General features: G+C 65.9%; 16 protein-coding genes. 4 read left to right on the top strand and 12 right to left on the bottom strand.

All coding sequences use genetic code 11. The features are described from left to right. Positions 1–214 precede the first annotated feature (214 nt). Positions 215–706, top strand: coding sequence for a GNAT family N-acetyltransferase (locus E8F12_RS13055; protein WP_280325671.1), 492 nt, complete (start codon positions 215–217; stop codon positions 704–706). A 197-nt stretch (positions 707–903) separates the two neighbouring features. Here the strand turns inward: E8F12_RS13055 and E8F12_RS13050 are convergent, their stop codons facing one another. The 11 genes from E8F12_RS13050 to E8F12_RS13000 form a co-directional block, all read right to left on the bottom strand. Further along, positions 904–1,983, bottom strand: a complete 1,080-nt coding sequence (locus E8F12_RS13050; protein WP_280325670.1) for an AI-2E family transporter — start codon at positions 1,981–1,983, stop codon at positions 904–906. A 99-nt stretch (positions 1,984–2,082) separates the two neighbouring features. Then, positions 2,083–2,892 (bottom strand): DUF4892 domain-containing protein, encoded by an 810-nt coding sequence (locus tag E8F12_RS13045; RefSeq protein WP_280325669.1) that lies wholly within the window; start codon positions 2,890–2,892, stop codon positions 2,083–2,085. Between the two features lie 159 nt (positions 2,893–3,051). Continuing rightward, entirely contained in the window at positions 3,052–3,915 is an 864-nt protein-coding gene (locus E8F12_RS13040; protein WP_280325668.1) for an alpha/beta fold hydrolase, read from the bottom strand. Next, complete coding sequence (locus E8F12_RS13035; protein ID WP_280325667.1) at positions 3,912–4,718, bottom strand: alpha/beta hydrolase; 807 nt, start codon at positions 4,716–4,718, stop codon at positions 3,912–3,914. The genes E8F12_RS13040 and E8F12_RS13035 overlap by 4 nt, the downstream gene beginning before the upstream one ends. A gap of 84 nt (positions 4,719–4,802) precedes the next feature. Continuing rightward, positions 4,803–5,453 (bottom strand): LysE family translocator, encoded by a 651-nt coding sequence (locus E8F12_RS13030; RefSeq protein WP_280325665.1) that lies wholly within the window; start codon positions 5,451–5,453, stop codon positions 4,803–4,805. 43 nt (positions 5,454–5,496) lie between these two features. Further along, the gene (locus E8F12_RS13025) at positions 5,497–6,300 is read right to left on the bottom strand and encodes an AraC family transcriptional regulator (protein WP_280325664.1); all 804 of its coding nucleotides are present in this window, start codon (positions 6,298–6,300) and stop codon (positions 5,497–5,499) included. 168 nt (positions 6,301–6,468) lie between these two features. Beyond that, positions 6,469–6,912 carry a hotdog fold thioesterase gene (locus tag E8F12_RS13020; RefSeq protein ID WP_280325663.1) on the bottom strand — a complete coding sequence of 148 codons (444 nt, stop codon included), beginning with the start codon at positions 6,910–6,912 and terminating at the stop codon, positions 6,469–6,471. 47 nt (positions 6,913–6,959) lie between these two features. Then, a complete protein-coding gene (locus E8F12_RS13015; RefSeq protein ID WP_280325662.1) occupies positions 6,960–8,627 on the bottom strand; it encodes an AMP-binding protein in 1,668 nt (555 codons plus the stop codon). 105 nt (positions 8,628–8,732) lie between these two features. Beyond that, a complete protein-coding gene (sixA, locus tag E8F12_RS13010; RefSeq protein WP_280325661.1) occupies positions 8,733–9,197 on the bottom strand; it encodes a phosphohistidine phosphatase SixA in 465 nt (154 codons plus the stop codon). Further along, complete coding sequence (locus E8F12_RS13005) at positions 9,194–9,541, bottom strand: DUF4389 domain-containing protein (RefSeq protein WP_280325659.1); 348 nt, start codon at positions 9,539–9,541, stop codon at positions 9,194–9,196. The genes sixA and E8F12_RS13005 overlap by 4 nt, the downstream gene beginning before the upstream one ends. A gap of 31 nt (positions 9,542–9,572) precedes the next feature. Beyond that, positions 9,573–10,595, bottom strand: coding sequence for an NAD(P)H-dependent glycerol-3-phosphate dehydrogenase (locus E8F12_RS13000; RefSeq protein ID WP_280325658.1), 1,023 nt, complete (start codon positions 10,593–10,595; stop codon positions 9,573–9,575). 369 nt (positions 10,596–10,964) lie between these two features. Here E8F12_RS13000 and E8F12_RS12995 point away from each other — a divergent pair, with 369 nt between their 5' ends. The 3 genes from E8F12_RS12995 (at position 10,965) to fabB (ending at position 14,868) form a co-directional block, all read left to right on the top strand. Then, complete coding sequence (locus E8F12_RS12995) at positions 10,965–12,866, top strand: ATP-binding protein (RefSeq protein WP_280325674.1); 1,902 nt, start codon at positions 10,965–10,967, stop codon at positions 12,864–12,866. Between the two features lie 257 nt (positions 12,867–13,123). Next, positions 13,124–13,639 (top strand): 3-hydroxyacyl-[acyl-carrier-protein] dehydratase FabA, encoded by a 516-nt coding sequence (fabA, locus tag E8F12_RS12990; RefSeq protein WP_280325657.1) that lies wholly within the window; start codon positions 13,124–13,126, stop codon positions 13,637–13,639. Between the two features lie 11 nt (positions 13,640–13,650). Further along, positions 13,651–14,868 (top strand): beta-ketoacyl-ACP synthase I, encoded by a 1,218-nt coding sequence (gene fabB, locus E8F12_RS12985; protein WP_280325655.1) that lies wholly within the window; start codon positions 13,651–13,653, stop codon positions 14,866–14,868. A gap of 585 nt (positions 14,869–15,453) precedes the next feature. On the opposite strand, the gene mddA is transcribed toward fabB, so the two are convergent. Next, on the bottom strand, positions 15,454–16,227 hold the full coding sequence (gene mddA, locus E8F12_RS12980) for a methanethiol S-methyltransferase (protein WP_280325654.1): 774 nt from the start codon (positions 16,225–16,227) through the stop codon (positions 15,454–15,456). Between the last annotated feature and the right edge of the window lie 59 nt (positions 16,228–16,286).

Raw genomic sequence — 16,286 nt, 5'->3', positions numbered from 1 at the left:
GGCCGTCAGCGCAGCTGGCGAATATCGCGTCATACCACCGTCACTGCTCAATTTGCGCTTCCGGCCAGAAACGGGCATTCGCACTGCACCTTCCAGCTGATGCTGGTATCTCGGGTCTGAGAGCGATCGCTGTATGGAGAATTTCCTTTCGATCTGCGCCTTTCACTCACCATGCCCCCGCCCTAGCATCGACCACTCCGTATTGGTCCATGCGATGAAAGAGATGCTCGGTGAAATCGACTTTTCAGGTTTGAAGGCACGTCGGCTGGAGCTGAATGACCTTCAGATGATTTGTGTCCATCGCGAAACCATGTTCCTCGAGGCCGGAGGCGTTCCAGCGGAGTTGCGGGTGATGACCGAGCACTTCCGGCCTTGGTTGCATCGGCGTCTGGTCGATGGCCGCTACTACGGGTTTGCATTGATGGACGATGGACAGCCTGTGGCGGCGATAGGCCTCATGACTATCGACTGGCCTCCTCATCCGGCCCATCCGAACCTGGACCAGCGCGGCTATGTACTGAATGTTTTCGTCGAACCGGCCTATCGGCGCCGGGGGCTGGCTTCGGCCCTGATGAAGTTGGCGGAAGCCGAGTTTGTGCAGCGCGGATTGAGCTTTGCCGTGCTGCACGCGACTCAGGCCGGCCAGCCGGTGTATGACGGGTTGGGCTGGGCAGCCACCACTGAAATGGCCAAGGCGATCGGCTAGCTTGACGGGCCATCTCATGTGCCCGGCCTCCCTTTCCACCCGATGCTCAAGCTGTGCTTCGAGTAGAAATCTGCCCTCCTCGAATGACGGCTTCGGTCGAAAGCGGCCGCTTTGCTAAGCGACGATACAAGGCTGCTTGTCGATCATCACGGCGCGCAGTTGATGGCCTGGCAGTGAAAGGCAGGCCGCCCCATGCCTCAGGACGACTGCCGCTCCTTCGCCACCTCCGGCGGCACCACCACCTGCGATGGCTGCCCGATCCAGTCGGAGATCAGACTGTAGGCCACCGCCAGCAGCGTGGGGCCGAGAAACAGGCCCATGAAGCCGAAGGCGAGGATGCCGCCGAACACGCCGAGCAGCACCACCACCAGCGGCAGGTTGCCGCCGCGGCTGATGAGGTAGGGCTTCAGCACGTTGTCCACGCCGCTGATGATGAACATGCCCCAGATACCGAGGAACACCGCGTAGCCGTAGTCGCCGTGCCAGGCCAGCCAGGCGGTTGCCGGCACCCAGACCAGCGGCGGGCCCATGGGAATGAGGCTGAGGGCGAAGGTGACGATGCCCAGCACCAGGGCGCCCGGCACCCCAGCAATCCAGAAGCCGATCAGCGCCAGCACGGCCTGGGCGGCGGCGGTGCCGATCACGCCGTTGACCACCCGCTGCACCGTGCCGGCCACCAGCTCCAGGTAGTGCTCGGCGCGGTCGCCGATCAGCCGTTCGAGGCCGCGTTCGACGAATAGCGCCATGCGCGGGCCGTCGCGGTAGAAGAAGAACACCAGCACCAGGCTCAGCACCAGTTCCACCAGACCACCACCGAGCTGCGCGCTGCGCGCCAGGATCCAGTTGCCGGCCTGGCCCATGTAGGGCTTGAGGCTGGCGAAGAAGGCCGCGCCCTGGGCATCGACCGAATGCCAGGCGCGCACCAGACGCTCGCCCACCAGCGGCAACTGCCCCAACCAGTCCGGCGGTGGCGGCAGGCCATCCATCTGCACGCTCTTCACCAACTCAGTGGCATCGCGCACATGCTCGGCGAGGTTGCTCACCAGCCACACCAGCGGTAACGCCACCAGCAGCATCCAGCCGGCGGTGAGCAATGCGGCGGCGGCGGATTCGCGCCCGTGCAGGGCGTTGCTCAAGAGGCGCATCAGCGGCCAGCTGGCGAAGGCCAGCACAGCGGCCCAGAACAGCGCCGAGACAAAGGGCGCGAGCACCCACAGGCTGGCGCCGAGCAAGGCCAGCAGGAGGATCTGCACCAGTAATCGGTCGTTGTTGAGCATCCCAGGATCACTCCGGCGAACAGAAGGAAAAGGCGACGCCTGCCGTCATGCAACGCGCATGCGGCAGGCACAAGCATAGAGACTGATGCTGACTGTTTCTCAGCGCAGAAGGTTCAGGTGCAGGCCCGGCTCCTTGCCGTCGCCGAGTTCCAGGCGTGCAGCGCGCACGCCCTGCCCCACCAGCGCTTCGCGCCACGCCTCGGCTCCGGCACCGGCCAGGCTGATGCGCAGGGTGCTGTCGAGGTTGAGGCAACGCCCAAGCAGGGTCGCCCAGGCGTCCGTAGGCTCGGCGGGCAGACGTGCCAGGTGCAGCTCGCCGCTGCTCTTCAGTTCGCGCATCAGGGTGTCGGGGGTCGGTAGCAACTCGCCGAGGGGCGCAGTGGCGTCCAGCTGCTCGGCATGCAGGTAGGCGCGGCGATTGCCACGGGTGATGCTGTAGAGGGCCAGCAGGCTGTCCTGCTGCGGCTCGGCCAGGCGCACCAGCATGTAGGCCTGCTGCTCATCCGGACCGAATAGCTTGGAATTGCCGAAGATGGCGTTGGCCCAGAGGCTGCTCGAACCGCAATCGCGGCCCTGGCACCAGTAGAGCAGCTCGGCGCCGCCTGCCAGCAAGTCCTTGCGGGCGCGGTCGAAGGCGTCGCCCGAACTGTGGCCGGCGGGCAGGCGGTAGGTCACCGAGGTCTGCCGGCCTTCCGCTTCCACCTGGCGCTCCATGCGCAAGCGGTTGCTGATGCGGCGGATCGAGCTCTGCGGGTAGACCCGCTCCTGATCGGGGGACTCGCTGAAATCGGTGATCTCGGCATGGGGGACGCGCGGCAAAGCCGCCAGGTCGTGGCTGTCGGGCAGGTCCGCGGCCTGCGCGGATGCGGCCAGCAACAGACCGGCAAGGAGGGAGAGGCGCATGCGCATCCTTATCGAATCCTCATGGATTGAGGAGTCTGGCCCAGCTTGCCGGCTTTTTCCTGCCAGCCGCCGCGGGCCAGGTTGCGCTGCGCAGTCCTGTCGAGGTCGATCATCCTGCTTCTCCTTGACCAAAAGCCGCCAGCCTCCGCAGAAGGCCGGCGCAAGTCAAGGAAGGGTGAACAGGGGATTGAAACAGTCTGCTACGGCCTGGGCACCGGCCTCGTCGTCCAGGTGCAGGTGGTGTTTGCCGGGCAGGCGGCGAAGCTGGATTGGCAGTCCCTCCACCAGTCCGGCGAACTTGGGCTCGACATGCAGCAGGCCCTGCTCCGCCAGCACCAGCATGGCCGGGCATTTCAGCGCCTGGGCAAAGGCCAGGGCGTGGGCACGAGTCAGGCGCAGGGGCGACGGCAGGGTCAGGCGGCTGTCGGTGCGCCAGGTGTAGCCGCCGGGCACCGGCATCAGGCCGCGCTGGGCGAGCAGTTCGGCGGCCTCGCGACTGACCGCGCCAACACCTTTCATGCGTGCCTCCACGGCACGGTCGATGGCCAAGTAGACCGGCTTGCGCTTGCCCGGCAGCGCCAATTGCGCGCGCAAGGCTTCTCCGAGCTTGGCCGGTGCCTGCTCGGCTTCGCCGGTGTAGGGCATCAGGCCGTCGATCAGCGCAAGGCGCTCGATCCGCTCCGGCATGGCCGCGGCGAGCATCACCGAGACGATGGCGCCCATGGAGTGGCCGAGCAGCGAGAAGCGCTCCCAGCCCAGTTGTTCGGCCACCAGCAGGACGTCCGCCACATAGTCCCAGAGCAGGTAACTGGCTCCTGGCGCGCGATGGGCCGAGAGGCCGTGACCGGCGAAGTCCAGCGCGACGATGCGCAATCCCGGCAGGCGCGGGGCCAGGCGGGCGAAGCTGTTGGCGTTGTCGAGCCAGCCATGCAGGGCGATCACGCGCTGGCCGTCTTCCGGGCCATACAGGTGCGCGGCCAGTTCGATATGGGGCAGGTTGAAGCGAATTTCTTCGACCTGGGCAGTCATGCATTGGCCTCCTGGTGGCGGCCGTCCCAGCGGCCGAATACGGATCTGATCAGTTCGGCGGTTTCCTGCGGGCGCTCCAGGGGAAACATGTGACCGCCGGGCAGCGACAGGTATTCCCCGCGCGGCACCCGCCTCAGCAGCCGCGCATGGTGCGGCAGCACTACCCGGCTGTGGCGACCGCGCACCAGGGCCAGGGGCACCTCGAGCTGCTGCGGGCGACCCGGGATGCGGTGCGGCACGTTGCGGTAGATGCTGATCTCGGTGGCGGCGTCGAACTTCAGCCGCAGGCTCTCGCCCTGGCGGGCCAGGCCATGCTGCACGTAGGCATCCAGGCATTCCGGGTCGAAGCGGCGGAACAGCGCCTTGCCGGCGAAGTAGTCGCGCGCCTCATTCGAGTCACCGAACTCCTCGCGCCGGCCCAGGGTGCGCCCGGCCGGAGTGATGCGGTCGATGAAGCCGAAGCGCTTGGCGGCGCGGATGACGATGCGATCGGCCAGGGTCAGCACCGGCGAATCCAGCATCACAACGCCGCGATAGAGGTCCGGCCGGCGCAGGGCGGCGTGGTAGTGCAGCACGCCGCCGAGGGAGTGGCCCAGGCCCCAGACCGGCTCGCCGCGCTGTTCCAGGTGATGGATGAGTTCGTCCACCAGGTTTTCCCAGTTGTCGTTGACCGGGAAGCGCGGGTCATGGCCGTGCTGCTCCAGGTGCTCGACGCGGAAGTCCGGTGCCAGGGCGGCGAACAGCTTGCCGTAGGTGGCCGAAGGGAAACCGTTGGCGTGGGCGAAGAAGATGGTGTGCGACATGGCGTCCAGCTCGTCGGGGAATGCCGGGATTTTCCGGCAGCCCCGCGAGCAGGGCAATGACTGTAACCGCCAGTGATGATGGCGCTATTGCCAAAAATCAGGTGCCAGCAGCCGCCCGACCAGCCCCAGGGCCACCAGCAGGAACACCAGGCCGCAGGCGAGGTCGATGGCCGGCGCGATACGCAGCAGGCGTTGCTGGGCGTTGTCACGGGTGAGCGCGAGTCCCAGCAGGCTGAACCAGGCCAGGCCCATGCCGAAGAGGATGGCGGCGGCACCGAGCTTGCCGGCGACGGACATGTCCGCCGGGACCAGTCCCGACAGCAGCGCGAGGAAGAACACCAGCGCCTTGGGGTTGAACAGGTTGGTGGCCAGGCCGCGCAACCAGGGCCCCAGCAGCGATGGCGGCAGTGCGCTGTCCAGGCGTCCGTTCACGCCCTCCCCGCGCCGGAACCAGGCTCGCACCGCGCCGACGCCGAGCCAGCCGAGGTAGCTCGCGCCAAGCAGTTGCAACAGGTCGAACAGCAGCGGCGAGCGGCTCAGCAACAGCGCTACGCCAGTAAGCACCAGGGTGCCGTGGACAAGGATGCCGCAGGCCAGGCCCAGGGCGCTGAGCAGGCCGGCGCGGCGGCCCTGGTGCACCGCGGTGCGTACCACCAGCGCGACATCGGGGCCAGGGCTGACCAGGGCGGCGGCGAACACGGCCGCCAGCGACAGCAAGACGGAAGTCTCCTGCATGGGAAGTACTCCAGGATCGAGGGAATCCGGTGTCAGTGGCGAATCAGCGGCTTCGCAGTCGCGCCGGTGGCACGCCGTAGGTGCGGCGGAACAGCCGCGAGAAGTGCGCCTGGTCGTAGAAGCCCAGGTCCAGCGCCACTTCGCTCAGGCTCTCGCCACGCAGTACCCGTGGCAGGGACCGCTCCAGGCGTAGCAGGGTGAGCCACTGGTGGGGTGGCAACCCACACTGGCGATTGAAGCGCCGCAGTGCCTGCCAGGGGCTGAGGTCGCAGAAAGCGGCCAGTTCCTCCAGCGAGGGCGGTGAATCGAGTCGCGATTCCAGCCATTCCCGCAGGCGCCTCCAGGTTCGCCCATCGAAGCCCTGCCCGGGCTCGTGCACCCGCAGGCTGGAGCCCTGTTCCAGCAGGTTGGCCAGGGTCGGCCAGAGCTGGCTCTCCTGCTCCAGCCGCGACCCCTGGGCCAGCGCAGCGTGCAGCCTCTGCAACTGGCCACGCAGGGTGGCGTCGCGGAGGATGCTGGTGGTCAGGCGCGGCGCGCCCTGGCGGCCATCGCTGAGGCTGCGGCTGGCCTCGTCCAGCCATGTGGGGTCGAAGGCCAGCACACGGATCTGGTAACCCTGCCCGTCGATGCCGGCGCCGTCGTGAATCTGCTCGGGCGCCATCAGCAACACGTCCCCGGTATCGGCCTGATGGCTTTCACCCTGATGCTGGTAACGCTGCCGACCACGCACCAGCAGCCCCAGGTGGTACTCCAGGTGGAAGTGCCGGGGGAAGCTGAAGCGCTGGTACTCGGCATCGATCAGGCGGACGCCGGGCAGGCAGCTGGGGATGTGGTTGGTCTGGTCCATGGGCGCCACTTTACTCCGTGGCGGGCCGGGGTTCTTGGACAAAATTGCGGGGGTTCGAACGGCGACGAAGCAAATGTAGGTTGGGCAGAGCTACGCGAAGCCCAACGAGGGTTGGCCGAACGGAGAATGTTTGGCTTCGCTGCGCTCGATATCGCGTCTGCAGGCAAATCACCGGCGCGGCGGCTCGGCGCCCAGGGGCACGATGGCCATGGTCAGGCGCGAGATGCAGCTGGGCTTGCCATCCTCGCCAGAGAGGCGGATGTCCCAGACATGGGTGGTGCGGCCCAGATGCACCGGGCGGGCAACGGCGGTGACGCGGCCGCTGCGCAGTCCACGCAGGTGGTTGGCGTTGACTTCCAGGCCGACACAATAGAAGCGGCTGCTGTCGATACACAGGTAGCTGGCGGTGGACCCCAGGGTTTCCGCCAGCACCACCGAGGCGCCGCCGTGCAGCAGGCCATAGGGTTGATGGGTTCGCGCGTCGACCACCATGCTGGCGGTCAGGGACTCGTCATCGAAGGCTTCGAAGCGGATGTCCAGGCCTTCGCCGATGGTGTTCTTCAGGGATTCGTTGAGCTGCGCAAGATCGGGGTTTTGTAGCCACAGGCCCATGAGTCACTCCTTGATGGGGCCGGGACGGGCGTCCCGGCCTGGCTGGTTCATTCGTGCCAGACCACCGCTTCGCGGCGTTCCAACCATTCGGGGAAGCGCTTGCCGTAGGCGTCTTCGACCATGTTGCGCTTGATCTTCAGCGTGGGGGTGAGGAAGCCGTTGTCCACCGCCCAGACCTCCTTGACCAGCACCAGCCCTTGCAGGCGCTCGTGCTTGTCGAGGTCGCCGTTGACCTCTTCCAGCAGGCTGCGCAGGCTGACCTCCAGTTCGGAGCGGGCGCTGTTGGCCGCTTCCTGCCGGCCCACCTCGGACAGCACGCAGAGCGCCATGGGCTGCGGCAGGCCGTCGCCGACCACGCAGACCTGCTCGATGCGCGGATGCACCGCCAGGCGATTCTCGATCGGCGCCGGGGCCACGTACTTGCCCTTGCTGGTCTTGAAGATTTCCTTGATGCGCCCGGTCAGGCGCAGGTTGCCTTCGGCATCCTGCTCGCCCTTGTCGCCGGTGCGCAGGTAGCCGTCGGTGGTGATGGTCTCGGCGGTCTTCTCCGGGTCCTTGTAGTAGCCCTGCATTGTGGCGCCGCTGCGCACCAGCACTTCGCCCTCTTGGCTGATGCGCACTTCCACGCCGGGACTGTTCTGGCCGATCCAGCCGGGTTTCTGCATGCCACTGCGGCAGACGTGAGAGTAGCCGCAGTTCTCGGTCATGCCATAGACCTCCAGCACGTCCAGGCCGAGGCGCTTGTACCAGTCCAGCAGGGCCCCGGGTACCGGTGCAGCGCCGCAGAGGGCGTAGCGCACGGCGTCCAGGCCGAGACCGGCGAGCACTTTGCGCCCGACCATGCGGCCGATGATGGGCAGTCTGAGCAGGCGGTCGAGCTTCTGCGCCGGCATCTTGGCGTAGACGCCCATCTGGAACTTGGTCCAGATCCGCGGTACGCCGAAAATGGCAGTGGGTCGGGCACGGCGCAAGTCGTCGAGGAAGGTCTCCAGGCTTTCGGCGAAGAACACCGTCTGCCCCGCGTAGATGGACGCCATCTCGACAAACATGCGTTCGGCCACATGGCACAGGGGCAAGTAGGAAAGCAGGCGGTCATCCTCGCCGGTGCCGAACAGGTGGACCCCGTGGTCGGCGGCGAAGGCGAAGTTGCTGAAGTTGTGCATCACGCCCTTGGGCGTGCCGGTGGTGCCGGAGGTGTAGATGATGGTGGCGAGCTGGTCGGGAACACCCTTTGGGGTATCGCGGATCGGGCTGCTGGCCTGCAGGTCGGCCCAGCCGTAGTCGAACTCGCCCTCGGGGTGGATCGGCAGGGCTATGGTGGCCACGCCCTGGGGTACGCCGCCGGCCATGGCGGGCCAGTCGTCCAGCTTTCCGATGAAGGCCAGGGCGGATTCGGAATGTTCCAGCACCTGGCGTGTCGAGTCGGCAGTGAGGTTGGGATAGAGGGGAACCGAGACGTGGCCGGCCATCCAGATCGCCAGGTCGGCGATGATCCAGTGGGCGCAGTTCTTGGAAATGATGGCGATCCGGCTGCCTTGGGGCAGGTCGCGGCCTCGTAGCCAGCTGGCGGCCCGGCGGGCCTGCTCGCCCACATCGGACCAGGTGAGTTCCTGGACCTGGCCGCCGCCGAGGGGCTGGACCAGATAGCGCTTATTCGGGTGACGGGCTTCGCGCTCGAAGAACATTTCAAGCGGCAAACGGACTGCATCAGCCACAGGGCCTCCTCCATTTTGTTCTTTTTGTGGGGACAACCAAGCACTTGCTCGGCCGACTATTCCACGCACCTGGAGGGGGCGCAAGTTAAGAAATGTTGCGTTCTGTCAGTGATGGCGAACGTGGTGCAGGGAGCGCAGGGACATCAGGCCGGGGATCAGCAGGTCGCCCTCCAGCTCAGCCAGGCTGGCGGTGCTCATGGACAGCGGCTCCTGCCGATGGCCGTGCAGCAGCAGGCCCGCCAGCTCGCTGACGAAGGGGTTGTGGGTGACCAGCAGGAGGTCCTGCTCGCTGCGTTCGGCGAGGAAGTTCAGCGCCTCGCGCGGGTCGCTGTCGGGCGTCAGCCAAGGCGCGGTACCGATGGCGCCGGCAAATCCCAGGGCCTCGCGAACCAGCTCGGCGGTCTGCTGCGCACGCACGTAAGGGCTGGCGAGTATCGCCCCCAACGGCCTTCCGGCCAGTTGGGCGGCACTGTGCAGCACTTCCTTGCGACCGTGACGGGTCAGCTCGCGCTCGGCGTCTGTGCGAGCGCGGGCCTCGGCCTCGCCGTGGCGCAGCAGCCAGAGCCTCACAGCTTGGGCTCTTCGTCCCGCACCGGATGGGAGGCCGGGGGCACTTCGTGAGGCGCCTCACCCTGCGGGGCGCGGGCTTCGGGCCAGTCGGCGAACGGCCAGGGCTTTTCTTCGGTATTGAAGGTGCCGAAGCGGCCGATCTGCGCCAGGTACTGGCTGAGGCTGTCGCCGAAGGCCAGCAGGCCGGCGTTGGGCGCGCCGTAGAAGGCGCGGTAGCCAAGCTGCAGCAGGACCACGGCGCCCAGGACGATCTCGGCCAGTTGCCAGACGATGACGAAGATCAGCATCCACAGGACGCGCAGCAGGATGTGCTCACGCTGCAGGTCGTCAGGCGCTTCACTCATGGGAAATCTCCTTGCTCGAACGAACGATGGCTCAGAAGCCGGTGGTTGGAATGAAGTCTACGTCGGTCTTGGGCTCGGCGCGCATCAGCGCTTCGATTACCTGGGCCAGCGTACGTCCCTCGAAAAGTATGGCATGCAGGCCCGCGACCAGCGGCATGTAGACCTGCAGCTCTTCGGCGCGGGTCTTGAGCACCTTGAGGGTATTGACGCCTTCGGCCACTTCGCCCAGGCGCGCCACGGCGTCTTCCAGGCTGAGGCCTTCGCCCAGGGCAAAACCCACCTGGAAATTGCGGCTCTTGGGCGAAGAGCAGGTGACGATCAGGTCGCCCACCCCCGCCAGGCCGAGGAATGTCATGGGATTGGCGCCGAGCTTGACGGCAAAACGGGTCATTTCCGCCAGGGCGCGGGTGATCAGCATGCTCTTGGTGTTCTCGCCCATGTCCAGGGCGGCAGCCATGCCGGACATGATGGCGTAGACGTTCTTCAGCGCCCCACCCAGTTCGACGCCGAAGCGGTCCTGGCTGGCATAGACGCGGAAGGTGCGGCCGTGCAGCGCTTCCTGGACACGCTTGCAGAGTTCGGCGTCTTCGCTGGCGACTACGGTTGCGGTCAGGGCGTGATCGGCGATCTCCTTGGCCAGGTTGGGGCCGGAAATCACACCGATGCGCGCATCCGGGGCCACCTCCTCGAGAATCTGGCTCATCAGCTTGAAGCTCTGCGCCTCGATGCCCTTGGTGGTGCTGACCAGGAACTTGCCGGTCAATTGCCCGGCCACTGGCTCCAGCACTTTGCGCAGGGCACTGGAGGGCACGGCGACGAAGACCAGTTCGCAGTCGGCCAGGACGGCGGGCAGGTCGGTGTCCGGCTCGACCCCGGGAAGGATCTTCACGCCCTTGAGGTAACGGGGGTTCTCCCGCAGGGTACGGATCGCCTCGGCCTGCTCCGGGTCGCGCATCCACTGGCGCACGCGCTGGCCGTTCTCGGCCAGCAGGTTGGCGATGGCGGTGCCGAAGCTGCCGCCGCCTAGCACCGCGATGGGTTGCTGTTCAGTCATAACGGGTCCATGTAGGCCATTGGGAGGGCGAGTGCGCGCATTATACGGAGGCGTTGCCGGCCAGCCAGCCTCAATCCAGAGCCTTTGCGCTGGAAAAGCCGCGAGCCTCGGTTAAGATGCCTCGAATTTGACCCGCGGCGGGCCTTCAGGTGCCCTTTCCGCCTGCGGGCGAGCTCCACTCAACGAAATTTCCCCCAGCTTCGGGGCGTAACGAGACTAAAGTTCCAGCATAGCTCTGTCCCCACGGACGACCCCGCAAAGAGGCCAAAGGATGATGCGCCCCGTATCCCACCCTTTCCTGACATTCCGGTTACAGCCGCATCGGGGCCATTCCCGTCCGTCTGGCGCAGGAGAGCCGCGCCGATGACCCTGAGTCAGCGCTGGGACATCCATACCCGCACCCAGTTGATCAGCCTCGGCCCGGCATTGCTGCTGACCCTGCTGCTGACGGGCTTCTTCACCTTCGCGCGGTTGCAGGACCTGCGCCAGGAGTTGAACCACACCGGCCAGTTGATCGCCAACCAGCTCGCCCCGGCGGCGGAGTACGGCGTCGTCACCAGCAACCTGGAAGTGCTGGAAGGCCTGCTGCAGGCCAGTCTGGGCACGCCCCACGTGCGTTTCCTCGAAGTCCGCGACCGGGCCGACAATATCCTGGTCTATCTGGAGCAGCACGAAAGCCTGGAGAAGAGCGGCGCCCAGGTGGAGGTGTTCCACGCTCCCATCGTCCAGCAGCAGATGCACCTGCAGGCACGGCGGACCCAGGCCGGCGACGATGGCCGCAACGGCGACCGCAACTACCTGGGCCGGGTCGTGGTGGGCATGTCCAACGACGCCTTCAGCAACCGCCAGCAGGAAATCCTCTTCAAGGCGACGGTGCTGGCCCTGATCGCCCTGTTCTTCACCTTCCTCCTCGCCCGCCGCCTGGCCACCCGCCTGTCGCAGCCCATCAGCGCCATGGGCGAGGCGGTCAAGGCCATCCAGGCCGGCGATTACCGCGCCAGCCTGCCGGTGGTGGACGACAGCGAACTGGGCGACCTGAGCCGCCACATCAACAACCTCGCCAGCGGCTTGCAGCAGGCCAGCCACGAACAGCAACAGGCCATGGACCAACTGATCAAGGCCCGCGAGGAAGCGGAAATGGCCAACCGCGCCAAATCCGACTTCCTGGCGATGATGAGCCACGAGTTGCGGACACCCATGAATGGCGTGCTGGGCATGCTGCAACTGCTGGAAACCACCGAGATGACCGAGGAACAGACGGAGTACGCCGCCCTCGCCACGGAATCCACCGAGCACTTGCTGAAGGTGATCAACGACATCCTCGACTTCTCCCGTATCGAGCGCGGCGCCCTGGAGCTCGAGCGCATTCCATTCAACCTGCTGGAGCTGATCCTCGGCTCGGTGCATGTGTTCCAGCCCAGCGCCCAGCAGCGCGGCCTGGCCCTGACCCTGGACACCCAGGAGGGCCTGGAGCGGGTCGAGGTGCAGGGCGACCCAACGCGGCTGCGGCAGATTCTGGTCAACCTGGTGGGCAATGCCCTGAAATTCACCGAAGAAGGCGGTATCCGGGTGGTAACCCGCTGGCAGGCCCTGGACGACGAAGTGCTCTGGCTGACCTGCGCGGTGCACGACAGCGGCATCGGCATCCCGCCGGACCGCCTGGAGCACATGTTCGACGCCTTCCAGCAGGCCGATCACTCGATTTCCCGCCGCTATGGCGGCACCGGCCTCGGCCTGCCGATCGCCCGAACCCTGGCCGAACGCATGGGCGGCACTCTGCGGGCCGAGAGCCACGAAGGCTCCGGCTCGGTCTTCACCCTGGAGATCCCCCTGCCATTCCGTACCCAGGATGTGGAAGTCGCCTGCGGCCTGGAGCAGAGCAACAGCGGGGGCAGCGGCCAGCAGGTGCTGCTGGTGGAGGACAACCCGGTCAACCAGACCGTGATCGAAGCCATGCTGCGCAGCCTCGGCTACCAGGTCAGCCTGGTGGGCGATGGCGCCCAGGCGGTGCACGAGGCCTCCCGCCACCACTACGCGGCCATCCTGATGGACTGCCGCCTGCCGGTGCTGGACGGCTACGAGGCCACACGCCAGATTCGCCAGATGAACGGCGGTGTCGTGGTGCCGATTATCGCCCTCACCGCCAACGCCTTGCAGGGCGACCGCGAAGCCTGCCTGGCCGCGGGCATGAACGACTACCTGGCCAAGCCATTCAAGCGCGCCGACCTGCTACGGGTGATGCAGCGCTGGCTGAGCAAGCCGTCGGACTGATCGCTTGGAGGCGTTTCCAGACATTCGTCGAGTGTCCAGGAATGGTAAAGTGCACCACGCTTTGCGAGTGGGGTGCCCCTTGGCACGCCCCTTGCGGATGGTACCCGTCTCTCGAGTGAACGACTGTGCTCGTCACGCTGTGACTTTCACCGCAACGCAATAGTCTATGACTAGTCTGCCGATAGACGCCCATAACGCGCGCGGCAGAAGGATGAATGCAAAGCCCTGTGCCGCACGGGGACCATTGAGGAGCTCGCATGACCACACAAAACGCCTATACCCGGGAAGACCTGCTGCGCTGCAGTCGCGGCGAGCTGTTCGGCCCTGGTAATGCGCAACTGCCCGCCCCCAACATGCTGATGATCGATCGCATCGTGCATATCAGCGAAACCGGCGGGAAGTACGGCAAAGGCGAAATCGTCGCCGAGCTCGATATCAACCCGGACCTGTGGTTCTTCGCCTGCCACTTCGAGGGCGACCCGGTCATGCCCGGCTGCCTCGGCCTCGACGCCATGTGGCAGCTGGTCGGCTTCTACCTCGGCTGGCAAGGCAACCCCGGCCGTGGCCGCGCCCTGGGCTCCGGCGAAGTGAAATTCTTCGGCCAGGTCCTGCCGACCGCGAAAAAGATCACCTACAACATCCATATCAAGCGCACTATTAATCGTTCGCTGATCCTCGGCATCGCCGATGGTACCGTGGCCGTCGACGGCCGCGAGATCTACAGCGCCGAAGGCCTGCGCGTAGGCCTGTTCACCTCTACCGACAGCTTCTGAAGGACATCCGCATGCGTCGCGTCGTGATCACTGGCCTGGGCATCGTCTCCTGCCTGGGCAATGACAAAGCCACTGTTTCCGCCAACCTGCGCGCCGGCAAGGCCGGTATCCGCCACAACCCCTCCTATGCGGAAATGGGTCTGCGTAGCCAGGTGTCCGGCTCCGTCAACCTGAACCTGGAAGAGCTGATCGATCGCAAGCTCTTCCGCTTCATGGGCGATGCCGCTGCCTACGCCTACCTGGCGATGCAGCAGGCCATCGAAGACGCCGGCCTGAGCGCCGAGCAGATCTCCAACCCGCGCGTGGGCCTGATCGCCGGCTCCGGCGGTGCTTCCACCGTCAACCAGATGGAAGCCATCGACACCCTGCGCGAAAAGGGCGTCAAGCGCATCGGCCCATACCGCGTGACCCGCACCATGGGCAGCACCGTTTCCGCCTGCCTGGCCACCCCCTTCCAGATCAAGGGCGTGAACTTCTCCATCTCCTCGGCCTGCGCCACCAGCGCGCATTGCATCGGCCAGGCCATGGAACAGATCCAGCTGGGCAAGCAGGACATGGTCTTCGCCGGCGGCGGTGAAGAAGAACACTGGAGCCAGAGCTGCCTGTTCGACGCCATGGGCGCCCTCTCCACCCAGTACAACGACACCCCCGAACGCGCCTCCCGCGCCTACGACGCCAAGCGTGACGGTTTCGTCATCGCCGGTGGCGGCGGCATGGTGGTGGTCGAGGAGCTGGAGCACGCGCTCAAGCGCGGCGCCAAGATCTACGCCGAAATCGTCGGCTACGGCGCCACTTCCGACGGCTATGACATGGTCGCCCCGAGCGGCGAAGGCGCCATCCGCTGCATGCAGCAGGCGCTGTCCACCGTCGATACTCCGATCGACTACCTGAACACCCACGGCACCTCCACCCCGGTGGGTGACGTGGCCGAAATCCGTGGCGTACGCGCCGTGTTCGGCGACAAGGCCCCGGCCATCAGCTCCACCAAGAGCCTGTCCGGCCACTCCCTGGGCGCCGCCGGCGTGCAGGAAACCATCTACTGCCTGTTGATGATGGAAGGCAACTTCATGGCCGGCTCGGCCAACATCGACGAGCTGGACCCGGAAGTGGCCGACCTGCCGATCCTGCGCGAGACCCGCGAAAACGCCAAGATCGACACCGTCATGTCGAACAGCTTCGGCTTCGGCGGCACCAACGCCACCCTGGTACTGAAGCGCTTCAACGGCTGATCCGGCCCGAGTGGTACCTGCAGCGCCCGTATCTTTGGATACGGGCGTTGTCGTTTGTGGGCCACCTACACCCCCTTCCCAACACCTTGTAGCAACTTCCGAAACCCGCCTTTCCCGATCAAGAACAGCCGTTCCGCTCCGCTAAAGGGTCGAGCACCACCCAATCGCCCCGGACCGGAGAAGACCGCATGTTCCTTCGCCAGCGATCCATCGCTTACCGCGCGGCCACAGGCTTCGCCATCATCACCCTGACACTGGTCTGCCTCGGCCTGTTCGCCCGCAACCGCATGGCCGCCATGAACCAGGCCTCCACCCGGATCAGCGGGCTCTGGCTGCCCAGTGTCCTGGTGTCCGGGCAGATGGGCATGCTCCTATCCGAATTCCGCCAGAGCGAAATGAACCACGTCCTGGCCCGGGACCTGGCCACCATGCAAGCACTTGTACAGCAGATGGACGCCATACTCGCCGACCTGGCGAGGATGCAGGACGACTACGAGCCGCTGTTAGTGAACTCGCTCCCACAGACTGGAATCCCCAACCGCAAGAAGGGCGCCATTATGGGCGCCCTTCTTTTTCATGGAGCTGTCATGCCGCCTCGCGGCCGCTCCCTTCCTTGCCCCGTTGGCCGACGCGCGGCAGCAACATGGGCACCTGGCGCCGGTAATCCGCGTATTCCGGATGTTCCCGCAGCAGGTCGCGCTCCTCGAGCTGAATGGCCGCCAGTATGTAGATGCTGGTCAGCACGGCAAACAGCAGGTGCGTGGCGGTCATGGTCGGGGTAGCCCAGAAGCACAGGAACCAGCCCAGGTACAGCGGGTGGCGCACCAGCTTGTATGCCCCGGGAGTCTTGAACTCCAGCGCGGTGTAGGGCTTGCCCAGCAGGTTCAGCCAGACCTGGCGCAGGCCGAACAGGTCGAAATGGTTGATCAGCAGGGTCGCGTAGAACACCAGGGCCCAGCCGAAGCCGAAGGTGGCGCCCAGCACCAGCCGGCCCGAGCGGTTCTCGATGTTCCAGATCTCCCCGCCCAGCGGCTGCCAGTAGCTGTACAGCAGCACCAGCGCCAGGCTGGAGAAGAGCACATAGGTGCTGCGCTCGGCGACCGGCGGTACCCAGCGGGTCCACCAGGCCTTGAAGGCCGGACGAGCCATCAGGCTGTGCTGGACGGCGAAGAGGCCCAGCAGCAGCACGTCTATCCCGAGGGCGGTCCAGAACGGCAGGCGCGGATCGCCATCCAGGGTGCGCGGGGCGAACGGCAGGTTGGCGACGAACCCGATGGAGTAGACGAAGGTGGCGAGGAAGATCAGGTAGCTGATCAGACCGTAGATGAAGATCGAAATGCGCTTGGAATAGTTGAACATGATGCGCTCCTGCCTGAGGTTCTGGTCGGCGGCATCGCTCCGCCTTGGACACCAGCTTG

Origin of the sequence: Pseudomonas sp. BN102, assembly GCF_029871245.1 — a bacterium.
Lineage (GTDB): Bacteria > Pseudomonadota > Gammaproteobacteria > Pseudomonadales > Pseudomonadaceae > Metapseudomonas.
Note: the sequence above shows the minus strand (reverse complement) of the source record. Positions and strands in the feature narration are given on the sequence as shown.